General features: G+C 71.4%; 13 protein-coding genes. 8 read left to right on the top strand and 5 right to left on the bottom strand.

Annotation, left to right across the window (positions count from 1 at the left end):
• Positions 1–21: 21 nt before the first annotated feature.
• Together H4W81_RS50095 and H4W81_RS22640 are read right to left on the bottom strand one after the other, a co-directional pair.
• The gene (locus tag H4W81_RS50095) at positions 22–189 is read right to left on the bottom strand and encodes a DUF6203 family protein (RefSeq protein WP_225958736.1); all 168 of its coding nucleotides are present in this window, start codon (positions 187–189) and stop codon (positions 22–24) included.
• 41 nt (positions 190–230) lie between these two features.
• Positions 231–1,229 carry a LacI family DNA-binding transcriptional regulator gene (locus H4W81_RS22640; protein ID WP_192776665.1) on the bottom strand — a complete coding sequence of 333 codons (999 nt, stop codon included), beginning with the start codon at positions 1,227–1,229 and terminating at the stop codon, positions 231–233.
• A 98-nt stretch (positions 1,230–1,327) separates the two neighbouring features.
• On the opposite strand from H4W81_RS22640, the gene H4W81_RS22635 reads away from it, so the two are divergent.
• From H4W81_RS22635 to H4W81_RS22620, 4 genes are all read left to right on the top strand, one after another.
• The gene (locus H4W81_RS22635; protein ID WP_192776664.1) at positions 1,328–2,101 is read left to right on the top strand and encodes an SDR family NAD(P)-dependent oxidoreductase; all 774 of its coding nucleotides are present in this window, start codon (positions 1,328–1,330) and stop codon (positions 2,099–2,101) included.
• Positions 2,102–2,145: 44 nt separating this feature from the next.
• Positions 2,146–3,129 (top strand): polyphosphate kinase 2, encoded by a 984-nt coding sequence (ppk2, locus tag H4W81_RS22630; protein ID WP_318781892.1) that lies wholly within the window; start codon positions 2,146–2,148, stop codon positions 3,127–3,129.
• Between the two features lie 437 nt (positions 3,130–3,566).
• Positions 3,567–3,938, top strand: coding sequence for a MerR family transcriptional regulator (locus H4W81_RS22625; protein ID WP_192780973.1), 372 nt, complete (start codon positions 3,567–3,569; stop codon positions 3,936–3,938).
• A 174-nt stretch (positions 3,939–4,112) separates the two neighbouring features.
• Entirely contained in the window at positions 4,113–4,880 is a 768-nt protein-coding gene (locus H4W81_RS22620) for an SAM-dependent methyltransferase (protein ID WP_192776663.1), read from the top strand.
• A 14-nt stretch (positions 4,881–4,894) separates the two neighbouring features.
• On the opposite strand, the gene H4W81_RS22615 is transcribed toward H4W81_RS22620, so the two are convergent.
• Complete coding sequence (locus H4W81_RS22615; protein WP_192776662.1) at positions 4,895–5,410, bottom strand: MarR family winged helix-turn-helix transcriptional regulator; 516 nt, start codon at positions 5,408–5,410, stop codon at positions 4,895–4,897.
• Between the two features lie 34 nt (positions 5,411–5,444).
• Complete coding sequence (locus tag H4W81_RS22610) at positions 5,445–6,647, bottom strand: PP2C family protein-serine/threonine phosphatase (protein ID WP_318781891.1); 1,203 nt, start codon at positions 6,645–6,647, stop codon at positions 5,445–5,447.
• A 139-nt stretch (positions 6,648–6,786) separates the two neighbouring features.
• Between H4W81_RS22610 and H4W81_RS22605 the strand changes: the two genes are divergently transcribed.
• From H4W81_RS22605 to H4W81_RS22590, 4 genes are all read left to right on the top strand, one after another.
• Complete coding sequence (locus H4W81_RS22605) at positions 6,787–10,497, top strand: HAMP domain-containing protein (RefSeq protein WP_192776661.1); 3,711 nt, start codon at positions 6,787–6,789, stop codon at positions 10,495–10,497.
• Positions 10,498–10,523: 26 nt separating this feature from the next.
• Positions 10,524–12,857, top strand: coding sequence for a SpoIIE family protein phosphatase (locus H4W81_RS22600; protein ID WP_318781890.1), 2,334 nt, complete (start codon positions 10,524–10,526; stop codon positions 12,855–12,857).
• Positions 12,858–13,018: 161 nt separating this feature from the next.
• Complete coding sequence (locus H4W81_RS22595) at positions 13,019–13,591, top strand: RNA polymerase sigma factor (protein ID WP_192776659.1); 573 nt, start codon at positions 13,019–13,021, stop codon at positions 13,589–13,591.
• On the top strand, positions 13,584–14,483 hold the full coding sequence (locus H4W81_RS22590) for a CU044_5270 family protein (RefSeq protein WP_192776658.1): 900 nt from the start codon (positions 13,584–13,586) through the stop codon (positions 14,481–14,483). The genes H4W81_RS22595 and H4W81_RS22590 overlap by 8 nt, the downstream gene beginning before the upstream one ends.
• Before the next feature lie 60 nt (positions 14,484–14,543).
• On the opposite strand, the gene H4W81_RS22585 is transcribed toward H4W81_RS22590, so the two are convergent.
• Positions 14,544–16,550, bottom strand: coding sequence for an outer membrane protein assembly factor BamB family protein (locus H4W81_RS22585; RefSeq protein WP_192776657.1), 2,007 nt, complete (start codon positions 16,548–16,550; stop codon positions 14,544–14,546).
• Positions 16,551–16,574 lie beyond the last annotated feature (24 nt).

Here is a 16,574-nt window from a genome sequence, read left to right as displayed (position 1 = left end):
GGCGCGAGGGCGACCGCCTGTTCATCTGCCTCGTGTTCGCCTGGCGCGTGTGCGCCGGCCTCGCTCGCCCTCGCGTTGGACACGCTGCCTGCGCCGGCGGCCCAGTAACCAGCCCAGAGCCAGAACGGCGAGACCGATCGGCGTGCGGGCCAGCCAGCGGGTCAGCACGACTTTGAAGAACCTTCTCATGGACGGCCTCTGCCCCGAGCGGGGCGCGGCACGCGTCCGGATCAGCTGGTCCCGCGAGGGATCAGCCGCACCCCCAGCGCCACTTCGCGGACGCTCCCCGGCTGGTCGAGCCGCCGCAGGAGCAGCTCCATCGCGGTACGGCCCGACTCCTCCAGCGGCTGGCGCACCGTGGTGAGGTCGAGGGCCTCCGCCAGGTCGCCGTCGTCGAAGCCGACGACCGCGAGCTCGCCGGGTACGGCGAGGCCCAGGTCACGCGCGGCCCGCAGAGCTCCAGCGGCGAGGACGTCGTCGGCGGCGAAGACGGCGGGAGGGCGGTCCCGCGTCGACAGCAACTCCCTGGCGGCGGCTCGGGCCTGGGCGACGCCGTGGTCGGCCAGCCGTACGTCGCCGTCGCCGAGCGGGTGACCGGCTTCGGCCAGGGCGGTCCGAAAGCCCGCGAGGCGCTGTTGCGACGGCGATACGTAGCGCTCGGTTCGCTGCGCCTCGCCGAGGAAGCCGAAGCGGCGATGGCCGCGGCCGAGCAGGTGTTCGGCGACCAGCCGTCCGCCGGCCGTGTCGTCGGTGCGCACGGAGTCGAAGCCGGGGTGGTGGACGTCGACCAGGACCGTCGGCAGGCGGGAGCCGGTGAGGCGGCCGGCCATCGCCTCGTCCAGGGAGAGGCTGACGACGACCAGCCCGTCCAGCCGTCCCGTGATGGGCAGGCTGGCCAGCAAGGGGGAGGAGCTCCGCGCGGCCGACTCCTGGTCGAACAGGACGATCTCCAGTGGGCGGTCGCCGACGGCTCGCAGGATGCCGTTCACCCGCACGGCGACCGCCGGATACGACGTGAACGGCGCGATGACGCCGATGCGGCCCACGCCGCGCCGCGCCTTGGCGACCGCGTCGGGCTTGGGGACGAAGCCGAGCGCGTCCGCGGCTTCCAGGACCCTGCGCCTGGTGGTCTCGCTGACCCTGGCGGGGGAGTTGAGGGCGAGCGACACGGTGGAGATGCTGACGCCGGCGGCGGCCGCGACATCGTAGATGGTGGTCCGTGCCGCCATGCGCCGCTCCTTTTTCGTGGGGGATACTCACCGTAGTGCTCGAAGTGCTTCGATAGAAGGAGTTGACAGACGCGCGGAGGGCGCGTCCCATGGGGAGTATGAGTCGTTCCTACGTGGTGACAGGAGGCGGTCGCGGCATCGGCAGGGCGGTGGTCGAGCGGCTGCTGGTCGGTGACACCGGCGCGGTGGTCGCCATCGAGCGCGACCCGGCGGCGCTGGCGTGGCTGGACGACCATCCCGCCGGGGCGCGCCTGGTCGGGGTGGTCGGTGACGCCGCTGACGAGAACGTGGCGGAGTCGGCCGCCGACCGCGCGCAGGCCGCGGGAACCCTCGCCGGCTGGGTCAACAACGCGGCCGTGTTCGGGGACGCCTCCCTCCACACCGCCGCGACGGGGCAGGTGCTGGATCTCATCGCGGCCAACCTCGGCCCCGCCGTCGTCGGCTGCGCCACCGCGATCCGCCGCTTCCTCCGGGCGGGTACGCCGGGGGCGATCGTCAACGTCTCCTCGCACCAGGCGCGGCAGGCGGTTCCAGGCTGCCTGCCGTACGTGACGGCCAAGGCGGGTGTCGAGGGGATGACCCGGGCGCTCGCGGTCGAGTACGGGCCGCGCGGGATCCGGGTCAACGCCGTGGCGCCCGGCTCGGTGGACACCGAGCGTTACGCCGGCTTCCTCGACTCCCAAGAGGCCGAAAGCGCCGCCCGCGTCGAGCGGGAGATGGCGCGCCTGCACCCCCTGGGCCGGGTGGCGCGCTCGCAGGAGGTCGCGGCCGTGATCGCCTACCTGCTCTCCGACGACGCGGGATTCGTCACGGGCGCGACCGTTCCCGTCGACGGCGGCCGGTCGGTGCTCGCCCACGATCCCGAGTCGTAACGTGTCGAGGAGGGGGATCGGGGTAGGGCAGGCGCGTGGGCGATGTGGCACGTGGGACGGACAGGGCCGGTGACGGAGAGTTCCTCGCGGCAAGCCGGTCCGGCAGGACCCTGGTGGCCTCGAGCGAGCTGCTCAACGCCCTGCCGCACCTGAGCGTGATCGACGACGACGATGACGACCCCGTCCTGATCGGCCGTGACGGCCTGCCCGTCGACAGCTGGCGCGAGCACTACCCCTACGAGAGCCGGATGGACCGGGGCGAGTACGCGCGGGTCAAGCGGCAGCTGCAGATCGAGCTGGTGAAGCTCCAGTACTGGGTCAAGGACACCGGCGTCCGGCTCGTGGTCCTGTTCGAAGGGCGCGACGCCGCCGGCAAGGGCGGGACGATCAAGCGCTTCCAGGAGCATCTCAACCCGCGCGGCGCCACCGTGGTCGCGCTGGAGAAGCCGAGTGTCAGGGAGAGCTCCCAGTGGTACTTCCAGCGCTACGTCGCCCACCTGCCCGGGGCCGGAGAGATGGTCTTCTTCGACCGATCCTGGTACAACCGCGCGGGCGTCGAACGGGTGATGGGCTTCTGCACCTCCGCGGAGTACCTGCAGTTCCTGCGGCAGGCGCCGATGTTCGAGCGGATGCTCGTCGAGGACGGCATCCACCTGATCAAGTTCTGGTTCTCGGTCTCCCGCGGCGAGCAGCTGACCCGCTTCATCATCCGCAGCATCGACCCGGTCAGGCGCTGGAAGCTGTCGCCGATGGACCTGGCCTCGCGCCAGAAATGGGACGAGTACACCGAGGCCAAGGAGGACATGTTCCTCCACACCGACACCGATCACGCGCCGTGGACGGTCATCAAGAGCAACGACAAGAAGCGCGCCCGCATCGAGGCGATCCGCCACGTGCTGAGCCGATTCGACTACGACGGCAAGAACCACGAGGTGGTGGGCGTGCCCGACCCGCTCATCATCCGTAAGGCGGCCGACGTCCTTGAAGAGGACCGCACCCAGTACGCGGGCGACGGGTCGCCCAGGTAGGCGCGGCGGAAGTAAAATCTGCAGTGACCGAAGTAGACATTCGTGCGTGACGGAGCTATGTTTTTGGTGTAGCAAGAAACGGATCCACCAGGGCCGGGCGTGAGAATGCAGTACGACGAGGATCAGCCCGGCCGTACGTGAAGTCGGAAGATCGCACGGATAGAGAAGGGAGTGTTGAACGCCATCAGGATCGCCCGTCGCGGGCGCGTCGCGCCGCGCGGGTACCGCAGTCCCAGGGATAGGACGGTGGTTTACGGTCACAAATCCGCGATCCCCGCACTCCGCCGCACGTGCGCGGCCGATGCGGAAGAAGACAATCCGGCCAGCTGGCCGGTAGATGGTGTTGAACCTCAAACTGGGCCCCGGCGCATGGCGCCGGGGCCCCTGTCCGCATGTGGGAAGGTTTGATGGATCAAGCGGTGACGGCACCGGGCGGCATGCCCGAGGACACCTCTGGTGTCGCGGGCGGCGACCAGTGCGCCGCCACGCCCGGCGACAGGTTCGATGACGAGGACTACCCCGCCTACAGCATGGGCGGGGCGGCGGAGCTGCTGGGCGTCACCCCCGCGTTTCTCCGCGCCCTCGGCGCCGCCAGGCTGATCGAACCCCAGCGTTCCGCAGGCGGTCACCGCCGTTACTCGCGCTACCAGCTGCGCCTGGCGGCCAGAGCGCGCGAGCTGGTCGACCAGGGCACCGCTCTGGAGGCCGCGTGCCGCATCATCGTCCTGGAGGACCAGCTGGCCGAGGCGCTGCGCATCAACGCTGCGCTCCAACAGTCCCAGGCCCAACGCCCCAACGCCGCCCGCTGACCGCCTTCCCTCACCAACGGCCTTCCCCTGCTGACCGGTCTCCTGGTTAACCGTCTTCTGGGGGTGGCCGTCTTCTGGGGGGCCGTCTTCTGGGGGTGGCCAAGGCCCGCCGTAGGAGGTGCGCACCCATATGGGATTGCGGGTCGAGGGAGGGGTCTGGTGAAATGCCGGGCCGTGACCGCTCTGAGCAATCTCGTCCGTCCTGACGACTACCCCCGCTCCTCCCGCTACGACCCCGCGTGGCTGGTGGGCCTGGACATGGGCCCGAACCCGCTGTGGCTGCTGGAGGACCTGTCGCGGGACCTCGACCTGCGGCCCGGCATGCGGGTGCTCGATCTCGGCTCGGGGATGGGCGCGACCTCCGTCTTCCTGGCCCGCGAGTTCGGCGTGGAGGTCGTGGCGGCCGACCTGTGGGTCGCGGCCGACACCGCCGCGGCCGTCTTCGCCGAGGCCGGAGTCGCGGACCGGGTTGAGGCGGTCAACGCGGAGGCGCACGCGTTGCCGTTCGAACGCGACTCCTTCGACGCGATCGTCAGCATCGACTCCTACGAGTACTTCGGCACCGCCGACAGCTATCTCGCCTACATCACGCGCTTCCTCAAGCCGGACGGCCAGCTGGGGGTCGCCACTCCCGGCATGACCCGTGAAGTCCGCGACCTCGGCGCCATCCCGCCCCACATCAAGACGCTCGTCGGGTGGGAGGCCATCGCCTGGCACACCGCGGAGTGGTGGCGCTTCCAGTGGGAGATCACCGAGCTGGTCACGGTGACGTCGGCGCGCCTGCAGGACGACGGCTGGAACGACTGGCTGCTGTGGGCCCGCGCCTGCTTCGAACACCAGCCGGACAACAGGGCGGCCGCCGAGCAGACCATCGCCATGCTCGAAGCCGACAAGGGCGAGTTCCTGTCCTTCGCCATGGTGACCGCCCGCAAGAACGCGTGACCACCACCCGGTCGTCAGGCGAGGAACCGCCCGGCGATGAGGGTCCAGGTGTCGTCGGAGCGGTCGATCCGCTGCTCCGTGACCCGGTCCGCGGCCGCGGTGAACGCCCGCAGCCCGCGCAGCAGCGCCTTGCGGGCCTCGGGCGGCATCTCGTCGACGACCTGGGCGAGGTCGGCGCGGCGCTGGGCGCGCAACTCCTCCAGCAGGGCCTTTCCGGCGGGGGTGAGGCCGATGGTCAGCTCGCGCCGGTCGTCGGGGGAGACCGAGCGGCGCACCCATCCCGTGGCCTCCAGCCGGTCGCACAGGCGGCTGGTGGAGGACGGCAGCGCGCCCAGCGCCTGGCCGAGCCCGGCGAGATTGACCTGCTGATGGCGTTCGATGGTCAGGAGCGCCTGCAACTGGATGGACGAGACCTTGGTGGCCGCGCTCTGCCTGGAGTAGGCCCAGACCGCGATCAGGGCCGCGGCGGCGCCCTCGACGGCCGCCCCCGTCGCGGGATCGAGGTGTCCGAGCTCACTGTGGTCGTTCATGCGGCATTCCAGTTCGGCGAGGGTGCGAAGCACCTCAGACGACGTCTCCCTCCACGGGGGGAAGGGCTTCGGCCGCCTGCTCGGCGGTCCAGTCGAGGCACACCACGACAGCGTCGTCGAAGACGTCCACGCCTTCCCTGAACGTCAGCATGCCACGAATCATGGTCCTGACGGCCTCGTCGGCCGGTTGCAACCGGGTGGATCTGACGACGGACTCGAGGAGCGATTCGCCGAAGTCGGCGTTTGTCGTGGAGCGAGCGCCGTAGACCCCGTCGCTGACGATGACCATCCGGTCGCCCGGCTGGAGTGTCACGGACTGCTCGGTGTAGGTGGTGTTGCCGAACATGCCGAGGGGGAGCTGCCGGTCGAGCTTGACGGTCTCGACGTCCAGGCCGCGCAGGCGGATCAGCCGGGGCGAGCCGGCGTCGACGGCGAACAGCCGGCCGGTGGCGGCGTCGAAGCGCAGCAGCAGGGTCGAGACGTACTCCCGCCCGCCGTACTGCGCGAAGATCGCCTCGTCCGCGAGGCCCGCCTGCTCTTCCAGGCCCGCGCCCGACCGGCGGGCGTTGCGCAGCGCGGTGACGGCCAGCGTGGTGAGCAGCGCCGCCCGCATGCCCTCGCCCATGCCGTTGGTGATCGACAGCCCCAGCGAGTCGGGGTCGCAACTCCAGTCGAAGTTGTCGCCGTAGACGGCGTAGGCGGGCTCGAGCTGGCCGGCGAGGCGGTAGCCCTTGCCCGTGTGGCCGTAGCCGGGCAGCAGCCCCCACTGCATCTCGGCCGCGAGCGTCATCCTGGCCAGGCGGCGGGCCCGCTGGTAGCGGTCCGTGAGCCGGTCGGCGCCGCGCAGGCCGTGGCCGAGGGCCTCGGCCACCTCCTGGAGCTCGCCGACGTCGTCGAGCTCCGGCCGGGCGGGCAGGTGGACGCTGAGCACGCCGAAGCGCTCGCCGCACGCCGTGACGGGCAGGTGGAGCGTGCCGTGCGCCTCCTCCCACTGCGCCTGCTGCGAGGCGAAGGCGCGGCCCGCGTCGCTGGAGTCGATGCGGATCTCGGCGTCACCCGGCACGGGGGTGTCGAGCACGGGCCGCAACGCGACCAGTGCGTAGTCGGCCAGCAGCAGTTCCGCGCCCTGCGCGGCGGTGTGAGCCACGAGCGCGTCGCGGACCACTTCGACCAGCGCGTACGGCGGGGCCGCGTGCAGCGCCTCATAGACGGCGCTCAGGCCGTTGCGGATTGCCACGTTCGTCCTCGTCAGATGGGAGGTTGTCGCACCAAGCAAATACCCGCACCAGCGTGAATTGTCCAATAGCGATCACGTGCGCTAGCCTCCTGCCCCTATATTTGCCCTATGGCAAGCATATCGAGGGGATGACGACAGGGTGAGTGGCAGCCGCTCGGGAACTCGGCGGGTCGGCGACGCGGGAGAGCTCGAACTCCGGCGGTTGCTGGCCGGGCTGACCGCGGTGAGGGACGGCGACTTCGGCACGCGCCTGCCCGGCGACGCCGACGGACTGCTCGGCGAGATCGCACAGGTCTTCAACGGCATGGTGGACCAGCTGTCGCTGTTCACCTCCGAGGTGACCAGGGTGGCCCGCGAGGTCGGCACCGAGGGACGGCTCGGCGGCCAGGCCGACGTGCCGGGCGTCTCCGGCACCTGGAAGGACCTCACCGAGTCCGTCAACGCCATGGCGGGCAACCTGACCGACCAGGTGCGCAGCATCGCCGAGGTCACCACCGCCGTCGCCGAGGGCGACCTCTCGCAGAAGATCACGGTCGACGCCCGCGGCGAGATCCTCGAGCTGAAGAACACCGTAAACACGATGGTCGACCAGCTGTCGTCGTTCGCCGACGAGGTGACCCGCGTGGCGCGCGAGGTCGGCACCGAGGGCCGGCTCGGCGGGCAGGCCGACGTCAAGGGCGTGGCCGGCACCTGGCGCGACCTCACCGACTCGGTCAACTACATGGCGGGCAACCTCACCGCCCAGGTGCGCAACATCTCGCAGGTGGCGACCGCGGTGGCCCGCGGCGACCTGTCGCAGAAGATCACCGTCTCGGCGCGCGGCGAGATCCTCGAGCTGAAGAACACCCTCAACACGATGGTCGACCAGCTGTCGTCCTTCGCCGACGAGGTGACCCGCGTGGCGCGCGAGGTCGGCACCGAGGGGCGGCTGGGCGGCCAGGCCGACGTGAAGGGCGTCTCCGGCACCTGGAAGGCCCTGACCGAGTCGGTGAACGTCATGGCCGACAACCTCACCGCCCAGGTGCGCAGCATCGCCCAGGTCACCACGGCCGTGGCCAGGGGCGACCTCACCAGGAAGATCGACGTGGACGCCCGCGGCGAGATACTGGAGCTCAAGACCACGATCAACACGATGGTCGACCAGCTGTCGTCGTTCGCGGCCGAGGTGACCAGGGTCGCCCGCGAGGTCGGCAGCGAGGGGCGGCTCGGCGGCCAGGCCGAGGTCGAGGGCGTGTCGGGCACCTGGAAGCGGCTGACGGAGAACGTCAACGAGCTCGCCGGCAACCTCACCCGCCAGGTGCGCGCCATCGCCGAGGTGACCAGCGCCGTCACCTCCGGCGACCTGACCCGCTCCATCACGGTCGACGCCTCGGGCGAGGTCGCCGAGCTCAAGGACAACATCAACTCCATGGTGAAGTCGCTGCGCGAGACCACCAGGGCCAACCAGGACCAGGACTGGCTCAAGTCCAACCTGGCCAGGATGTCGGGTCTCATGCAGGGACACCGGGACCTGGCCACGGTGGCCGAGCTGGTGATGAACGAGCTGGCGCCGCTGGTGTCGGCCCAGTTCGGCGCGTTCTTCCTGGCGGAGGAGGCGCCCACGGGCACCGAGCTGCACCTCATCAGCGCCTACGGCTACCCGGCGGGCGAGTCCGCGACCCGGTTCAGGATGGGCGAGTCGCTGGTCGGCCAGGCCGCCCGCACCCGCCGTACCATCGCCATGGACGAGATCCCGCCCGGCTACGTCAGGATCTCCTCGGGGCTCGGCGAGAGCGCCCCGAGCTCGCTGATCGTCCTGCCGATCGTGGTGGAGGAGCAGGTGCTCGGCGTGATCGAGCTGGCGTCGCTGCACGCGTTCACCCCCGTGCACCGGGCCTTCCTCGACCAGCTGATGGAGACGATAGGCGTCAACGTCAACACGATCGTCGCCAACGCCCGCACCGACGAGCTGCTGGCGGAGTCGCAGCGGCTGACCGCCGAGCTCCAGACCCGCTCGGAGGAGCTGCAGGACCAGCAGGAGGAGCTGCGGCGCTCCAACGCCGAGCTCGAGGAGAAGGCGGCCCTGCTCGCCTCGCAGAACCAGGACATCGAGACCAAGAACCTGGAGATCGAGCAGGCCAGGCAGGAGCTCGAGGACCGCGCGCAGCAGCTGTCGCTGGCCTCCAAGTACAAGAGCGAGTTCCTGGCCAACATGAGCCACGAGCTGCGCACCCCGCTCAACTCCCTGCTCATCCTCGCCCAGCTGCTCGCCCAGAACCCCACGCGCAACCTGACCGCCAAGCAGGTCGAGTACGCCAGCGTCATCCACTCGGCGGGCTCGGATCTGCTCCAGCTCATCAACGACATCCTCGATCTGTCGAAGGTCGAGGCGGGCAAGATGGACATCAGCCCCGAACGGGTGTCCCTGCGGCAGCTGCACGACTACGTCGAGGCCACCTTCCGGCCGATGACGACGGACAAGAGCCTGGAGTTCCGCGTCACGACCGCGCCGGGCGTGCCCGAGAGCCTGCTCACCGACGACTCCAGGCTCCGCCAGGTGCTGCGCAACCTGCTGTCCAACGCGGTCAAGTTCACCGAGACCGGCAGCGTCGAGCTGCGCATCGAACCCGCGCCGAAGGGGCAGCTGCCCGCCACGGTCCGGCCGTACGGCCCTGCGCTGGCCTTCCGTGTCATCGACACCGGCATCGGCATCGCCGAGCAACAGCTGGAGGCCATCTTCGGCGCCTTCCAGCAGGCCGACGGAACCACCAGCCGCAAGTACGGCGGGACGGGGCTCGGCCTGTCCATCAGTCGCGAGATCGCCTACCTGCTCGGCGGCGCGATCACCGCGCAGAGCGTGCCGGGACAGGGCAGCACGTTCACGCTGTTCCTGCCGGTCGCGCGGCCCGACTTCGCCGAGCAGCCGGCGGAGGCGACGCCGTCGGCGGCCCGCGGCGACGGCGCGGACCGGCCGGGCGGACGGCAGGAGCGGCCCGCGATCCAGCCGCCCGCGCAGACGCGCAGGCTGCTCGTGGTCGAGGAACGGCCGCGCGGGCTGCTGTCCCTGGTGGCGGAGAGCGTCCTGTCGGACCTGGCCAACCGCGACGTCGGCGGCGCGCACGGACCCGTGGAGATCGTGACCGCCGCGGGCGCGCCCGCGGCGGCCGCCACGCTGGCCGCCGACCCGTGCCACTGCATCGTCCTCGACCTCGACATGCCGGGCAGGGCCGCCTTCGGCCTGCTCGACGCCATCGACGGCGACGCGGCCCTGCGCGGCGTGCCCGTCCTGGCCTACAACAACTGGCGGATGGACCCGGAGCAGGAACAGTCGCTGCAGGAGCGGGCCGACTCCCAGCCGCTGGAGCTGCTGTCGAGCCTCGACGAGCTGCGCGAGCGCATCGCCCTGCACCTGACGGCCGACCAACCGGGCGACGTGCTGCCCCTCGTGCGGTCGGAGAGGGCGGGCGAGCCCGCCGGGCGCGAGTCGGACGGCACGCTCGCCGGCCGTACCGTGCTGGTGGTCGACGACGACACGCGCAACCTGTTCGCGCTGACCAGCGTCCTGGAGATGCGCGGCATGCGGGTGCTGCACGCCGAGGACGGCCGCAAGGGCATCGACACGCTGCTCGCCCACCCCGAGATCGACATCGTGCTGATGGACGTGATGATGCCGGAGATGGACGGCTACGCGGCCACCTCCGCGATCAGGGCCATGCCGCAGTACGCGAACCTGCCGATCATCGCGGTCACCGCCAAGGCGATGCCCGGCGACCAGGAGAAGAGCCTGGCCGCGGGGTCGAGCGACTACGTCACCAAGCCCGTCGAGACCGACCATCTCCTGCGCCTCATCCAGCGATGGATCAGCGCCTGAACCGCCCCGACCCCATAGGAGCCCGAGTGCAGCCTCCCTCTGAGCCGGACGGCGAGCGTGCTGGAATCGGCAGGCTGGCCGCCACGATCGAACGCCTGCGCCGTCAGGTGCAGGAGGCCCAGCAGGCCGCGGACGGCCGGGCGCTGATCGAGCTCGCCAGGGGCATCCTGATCGAACGGCTGCGGTGCGGGCCGACCCAGGCGGCCCGGCAGCTGGCGGCGCTGGCGGAGGAGGCGGGCGTCTCGCCCCTCGAGCTCGCCGCCGACCTCATCAACCAGGCCGCGCGCGACCGGCTGGCCGAGGTGGCGGAAGACGTCCTGGCGGACGCCGTACCGGCCGAGACCCGCAGCCCCGCGGTACGGCTGCGCGCCGCGGAGCACGGGATGGTGCACGCCCCCGACACCCAGGCGGTGGCCGTCTCGCTCCTGGAGCACGCGCTCGGGCCGCTCGGCGCGGCGGCCGTCGCCGTGTGGGTGGCCGGTCCCGACGCCTCGCTCAGGCTGGCCGGCTACGCGGGCTTCAGCGCCGAGGAGGCCAGGCGCTGGCACTACGTGCCGCCGGGGGTGACCACGGCCGCGCGCAGGGCGTTGACCGAGCGCCGCACGGTCTGGTTCGACTCGCTGCGGCAGGCGGGGCCGCCCACCATCGGGCACCGGCAGCTGTCAGGAGGGCGCGTCACCGTTCCGGCCGGCACCGGCGGCCGGGTGCTGGGCGTGCTGGAGATCGGCTGGCCGGACGACCTCGAACCGCAGTCGCCGCAGATCCGCAGGCAGGTGGAGGCGCTGGCCGAGCTGGTCGCCCACACCATCGAGGCGCCCTCGGGCCAGCAGGGGGCCGCGGCGGGCGACGGCTACGCCGAACTGGTGGACCTGGCCGACGGCCTGCACGATCCCGCGCTGGTGCTGACGCCCCACCTCGACGGCGAGGGCCACCTGGTCGACTTCCGCGTCAGCCACGCCAACGGCCCCTTCCTGGACCCCGCGGGACGCCCGAGGGGCGAGGTCGTCGGCGCACTGCTGCTGGAGACCTATCCACTGCTGGCGGGCGACGGCGGCATCTACGAGAAGGTCCAGCACGTCTACGCCACGGGCGAGCCGTTCAGGGCCGACCGGATGGCGCTCACCACCCTCGTCGACCAGGTGCCGCTGAGCGTCGTCATGCGCCTCAGCCTCAGCCGCCAGGGCGGCGGCGTGCTGGTGGTCTGGGCGATCCTCGACGAGACCTCGCGCCTGGCGCGGCTGCTCCAGCACGCCCAGCGCCTCGGCCGCATCGGCGGCTTCGAGGAGGACGCCGTCCTCGGCGAGATCACCTGGAACCAGCAGCTGTTCGAGTTCTACGGCCTGGAGCGGTCGGCGGCGCCGATCCCGATCGACCGGCTGGCCGAGCACGCCCACCCCGACGACGTTCCCGAGGTCGGCCGCTTCCTGCGCACGCTGCTGCACCACCGGCGATCCGCCTCGGTGTCCTTCCGGCTGCGCAGGAGCGACGGCATCAGCCGTCATATCCGCGTGGTCGCCGAACCTGTCTTCGACGACCACGCCACCCTGCTCGCCATCCGCGGCGTCTACCAGGACATCTCCGCCCAGCACTGGACGGAGGTCGCGCTGGCCGCCACGCAGGACCAACTCGTCCAGAGCGAACAGCAGGCCGCCGAGCGGAACCGTCTGGCGCTCCAGCTGCAACACGCGATCATGCCGCCGAGCCGCGGTCCCATGGACGCCTTCGACCTGCAGATCGCCGTCCGGTACCGACCGGCGGAGAAGGAGCACCTGGTCGGCGGTGACTGGTACGACGCCATAGTCCTGCCGTCCAAGCAGATCCTGCTGTCGGTGGGCGACGTCGCGGGGCACGGCATCGAAGCCGCCACCGGCATGGTCGTCCTGCGCAACGCCCTGCGCGGGCTCGCCGTCACCGGCGCGGGCCCGGCCCAGCTCATGACCTGGCTGAACCTCGTCGCGCACCAGATGATCGACAACTTCACGGCCACGGCGATCTGCGCGCTCTACAACCCCGGGACCCGGGTGCTGCGCTGGGCCCGAGCGGGACATCTGCCGCCCATCCTGATCCGCGACGACCGGGCCGCCGAACTGCCCATGATCGGCGGGATCCTGCTGGGCGCGGTGAGCGAGGCCGACTTCGAGGAGGGCCGGATCGAGCTGCGGCGCGAGGACACGCTGCTGATGTACACCGACGGCCTGATCGAGCGGACCGACCGGACGCTGGAGGACTCCCAGCGGCAGCTCCTCGTCTCGGCCAGCCGCCACGCCGCGACACTGGACGCGCGGCTGGACCACCTGCTCGCCCACAACCGCTCCGACACCGACGACGACACCTGCCTCATCGGCATCGGCCTGCGCTGACCGTCGAGCCCGGCAGGCTCGCCGAGTTCACCAGGCCGTGGCGCGGCCGCCTCCGGGGTGCGGGCGGCCTGTCATGGAAGACGATTCGGGGCTGCGGCGAACTGTGGGTGACAGTCGACCCTGCACCACGGGAGGCACCCGCACATGATCGAGACAGCGACGTGACCGCCGGCGTGGGCGAACAGGTGACGGACGCCGAGCTCGCCGCCCGGTTCGTGCGCGATCCCGAGCTGTTCACCCTCGTGCACGACCGGTACTTCCGCGACATCTACCTTTACGTGGCGGGGCGGCTGGACGCGCAGGCGGCCGAGGACATCGCAGCCGACACCTTCCTGACCGCCTTCAGCGGGCGGGACAGGTTCGATCCCGAACGCGGCAGTCTCCGGCCCTGGCTGTACGGCATCGCCACCAACCTGGTGGCCAGGCACCAGCGCAAGGAGGCGCGCCACTATCGGGCGCTGGCCCGCCTGGGGCCGGAACCGGACGCCGAGGGGCACGAGAACCGCGTCGTCACCTCGGTCACCGCCCAGCGCATGCAGCCGCAGCTGGCGAAGGCGCTCGCCACGCTGTCCAGAGGCGAGCGCGATGTCGTGCTGCTCGTGGCCCTGGGCCAGCTCAGTTACGACGAGGTGGCCGAGGCGCTCGGCATCTCTCCCGGCACGGTGGGCTCCAGGCTCAGCCGCGCGCGCACCAAGCTCCACGACGTCATCGATCAGGAGGCAGTCAATGGATGACCTGCGGACTCTCGCCACCGTGCTGGCCAAGCCCGAACCGTCCGCCGAGGTGATCGAGCGCAGCAGGCGGCGGCTCCAGCACAGGATCCGCGGCCCGGTGCGCGCGCACAGGAGGCCGAGCCTGTTGATCGCGGGCCTCGGCCTGACGGCCGCGGCGGCCACGGCGGCGGTGGTGATCGTCTCGGGGACGACGGCGCCCACGGCCACCCCGAACAGCCCGCCCGCCGCCGCCCAGCTGTCCGCCCGCGACGTCCTGCTCGCGGCCGCCGCCACGGCGGAGCGGGTTCCCGAGGGCACGGGCGCCTACTGGCACGTCAGGACGGACACAAGAGAGGGATCCCCCTTCGAGAGCTGGACCAGCCGCGATGGCAGGACCTGGTTCAGGGGAGCGAAGACGAAGGGTGAGGTGGTCGAGATCCGCCGGCCCGTCCCGTTCCGGCTGGGCGGGCCCGACGTGACCTTCGAGCAGCTCGAGGGGCTGCCGACCGAGCCCGACGCGCTGAAGGCGTGGATCGCCGGCAACCTGGAGCGCAGTGACGTCAGGACGAGCGCCGGACGGCCGGACGCCGCCATGCGGGAGCAGTTCGTCTTCGACGGGCTGATCTCCCTGGTGTGCCAGCTGCCGGCCCCGCCGGAGGTGCGCGCCGCCGCCTTCCGCGCGATCGCCGCCTACCCGAACGTCGAGAGCCTCGGCGCGGTCGAGGGCGGGCAGGGCCTGCGCATCACCTTGCCGGAGGGAAGCCAGGTGAGGCAGGCGCGGCTGGTCGTCGATCCCGAGAGCTCGCAGGTGCGCGACGCCAACTTCTTCGTCACCACGGACGGAGGGGTGGCCTGGGTGCCGGACGGCAGCGCGAAGCTCCTTGCGGGGTGGACGGACGAGCTGCCCGAGTAGGCCGTCCGGCGGATGCCAGGGCGACGAGGGCGGTGTCCCCGTCGCCCTGGCGCACTCGGATCACCGCCCCTGGTGATACCTGAACAGCTTGGGGCCCTCGGCGAAGTACACGTCTCCTGACCCGTGCACCGCGAGCTGGTGCACGGGTCCTTCCTTCAGGACGGCGTGCCGCCCGGTCAGCGGGTCGAGGGAGAAGACCGAGCGGCCCGCGTGCGCGCCGTACAGCCGGCGATCACGGGGATTGAACGCGAGCTGCCCGCTCGAGCTCTTGCTGTCGGAGAGCGCGACCCGCTTGACCACCTTGCGCAGGTGGGTGTTGACGGCGAAGACCTCGCCGCCCGCGATGCCCCACAGCCTGCCCAGGGAGTCGAAGGCCAGCGCCGGGACGGCGGGCTTGCCCGGAGCGGGAGTGATCTCCCACAGCATCCTGTCCTCCGCCACCGACCAGGCGAAGAGCTTGGCCTCCGGCTGGGTGGGCGGCGTGGCCGACTGGCCACTGTAGATCGAGGTGCCGCCGTAGACGACGCCGTCGCGGTAGGCGAGCGAGACGATCGACTGGTCGGTGACCACGTTGCGCTGGGAGTGCCTGAGCCTGCCCTCGACCGGGTCCCAGATGGCCAGCACGCCGCCGAGGTGGCCGAGGTCCGGCATGGTGCCGACGGCCAGGTACCGGCCCGCGGACACCATGGCCCTCGGCCTGATCTGCTTGTCGGCCGCGAGGTCGAACAGCCTGGCCGGGTTGGGCACGGGGTCTGGCTCGGGGCTCGGGGAGTACTCGGTGCTGTTCCACGGCAGCTTCGGGTCGTAGGAGTAGACCCTGGCGTCGGGGTAGGCGCCGACGTAGAGCCTGCCGTCGTGGCTGACCATGTCCTCGCTCTGCGAGAACGTGTGGAACTCTTCGGGCCTGCCCGTCTCGGCGTTCATCGCGGCGAAGCCGCCGTTGAGGAAGCCTCCCGCGTACATGCGGCCGTCAGGACCCTCGGACAGTGCCGTCACGTCGATCGGCTCACCCCTGATGCCCGTCTGGACGAACGACTTCGCGCCGGTCTGCGGGTTGTAGCGGAACATCATGCCCCGCCACAGCAGGCCCACGAGGCTCTTGCCGGGGTAGTCGGGCAGGCCGAGCTCGGTCCAGCCGATGCCGCGGGTGTTGGCGACCCTGCCGGTGACCGGCACGCCCGTCGGCGTGGCAGCCTTGGTCGCGGGGTCGTAGCGGACCAGCTCGCCCGCCTTGACGAAATAGACGCGCCCCTGCTCGTCGGGGGGTGACACGTCCAGGCCGTGCGCGGGGTCGACCTTGTCGGTCCACGTGCCGGTGGCGAGGTCCCACACGTGCAGCGGGCCGGGGAAGGCGCCGCCGAACCGCACGTAGAGGTGGCCCGCCGCCACGTTCACGTCGTAGGCCCACTTGCCGGCCGGGTCGAGGCCGGGCGGCACGGGCAGCTGCTTGACCGCCCCGCTGGCCGCGTCGATCTCGAAGACGGCGGCGGGGGCCTCCGTGCCGGCGTAGATCTTGCCGTTGGCGTAGGAGACGCTGCGGACATAGGCGTGCGCGGGCGAGAGCCTGCCGTAGTCACGCACGCCGGTCGCCGGGTCGTAGCCGAACAGCCTGCCGCCCGGCGAGGTGCCGCCGTAGACGGTGCCGCCCTCGCCCGCCGCGACCGACCAGACGAAGGTCTCGCCGGCCAGGGGGTTGCCGAGGTCCTTGACGCCGTCCTTCTCCGTCCAGCGGAACAGGTGGCTGCTGCCGTACGTGCCGGAGTAGACGCTTCCGTCAGGGGCGGCGTCGACCGCCCACGCCCCGCCCGAACCGGGCAGGTCGAACCTGGCCACCTCGGCGCCCGTGGCGGGGTCGACGGCGTTCAGGTGCGCGGGGACGCCGGAGGACGCGCTCCAGATCACGGTCTTGCCGCCAGGCCCCGGCGCGACGACGCCGCCGAGCAGGAGCACGTCCTGCAGGGGCACGCCGAGGTCCTCGATGACGGGCGGCGCGGCATAGGCGGGGGACGCGGTTAACACGGCGGTGGCCGCCACTCCGGCCGCGATCAGTCTCCTGATTAAGGTCATGGCCGAAACCTAGGAATGGCGGGC

The organism is Nonomuraea africana, assembly GCF_014873535.1.
GTDB lineage: Bacteria > Actinomycetota > Actinomycetes > Streptosporangiales > Streptosporangiaceae > Nonomuraea > Nonomuraea africana.
The sequence above is the reverse complement of the archived record's forward strand: the minus strand, read 5'-3'. Positions and strand labels throughout refer to the sequence as shown.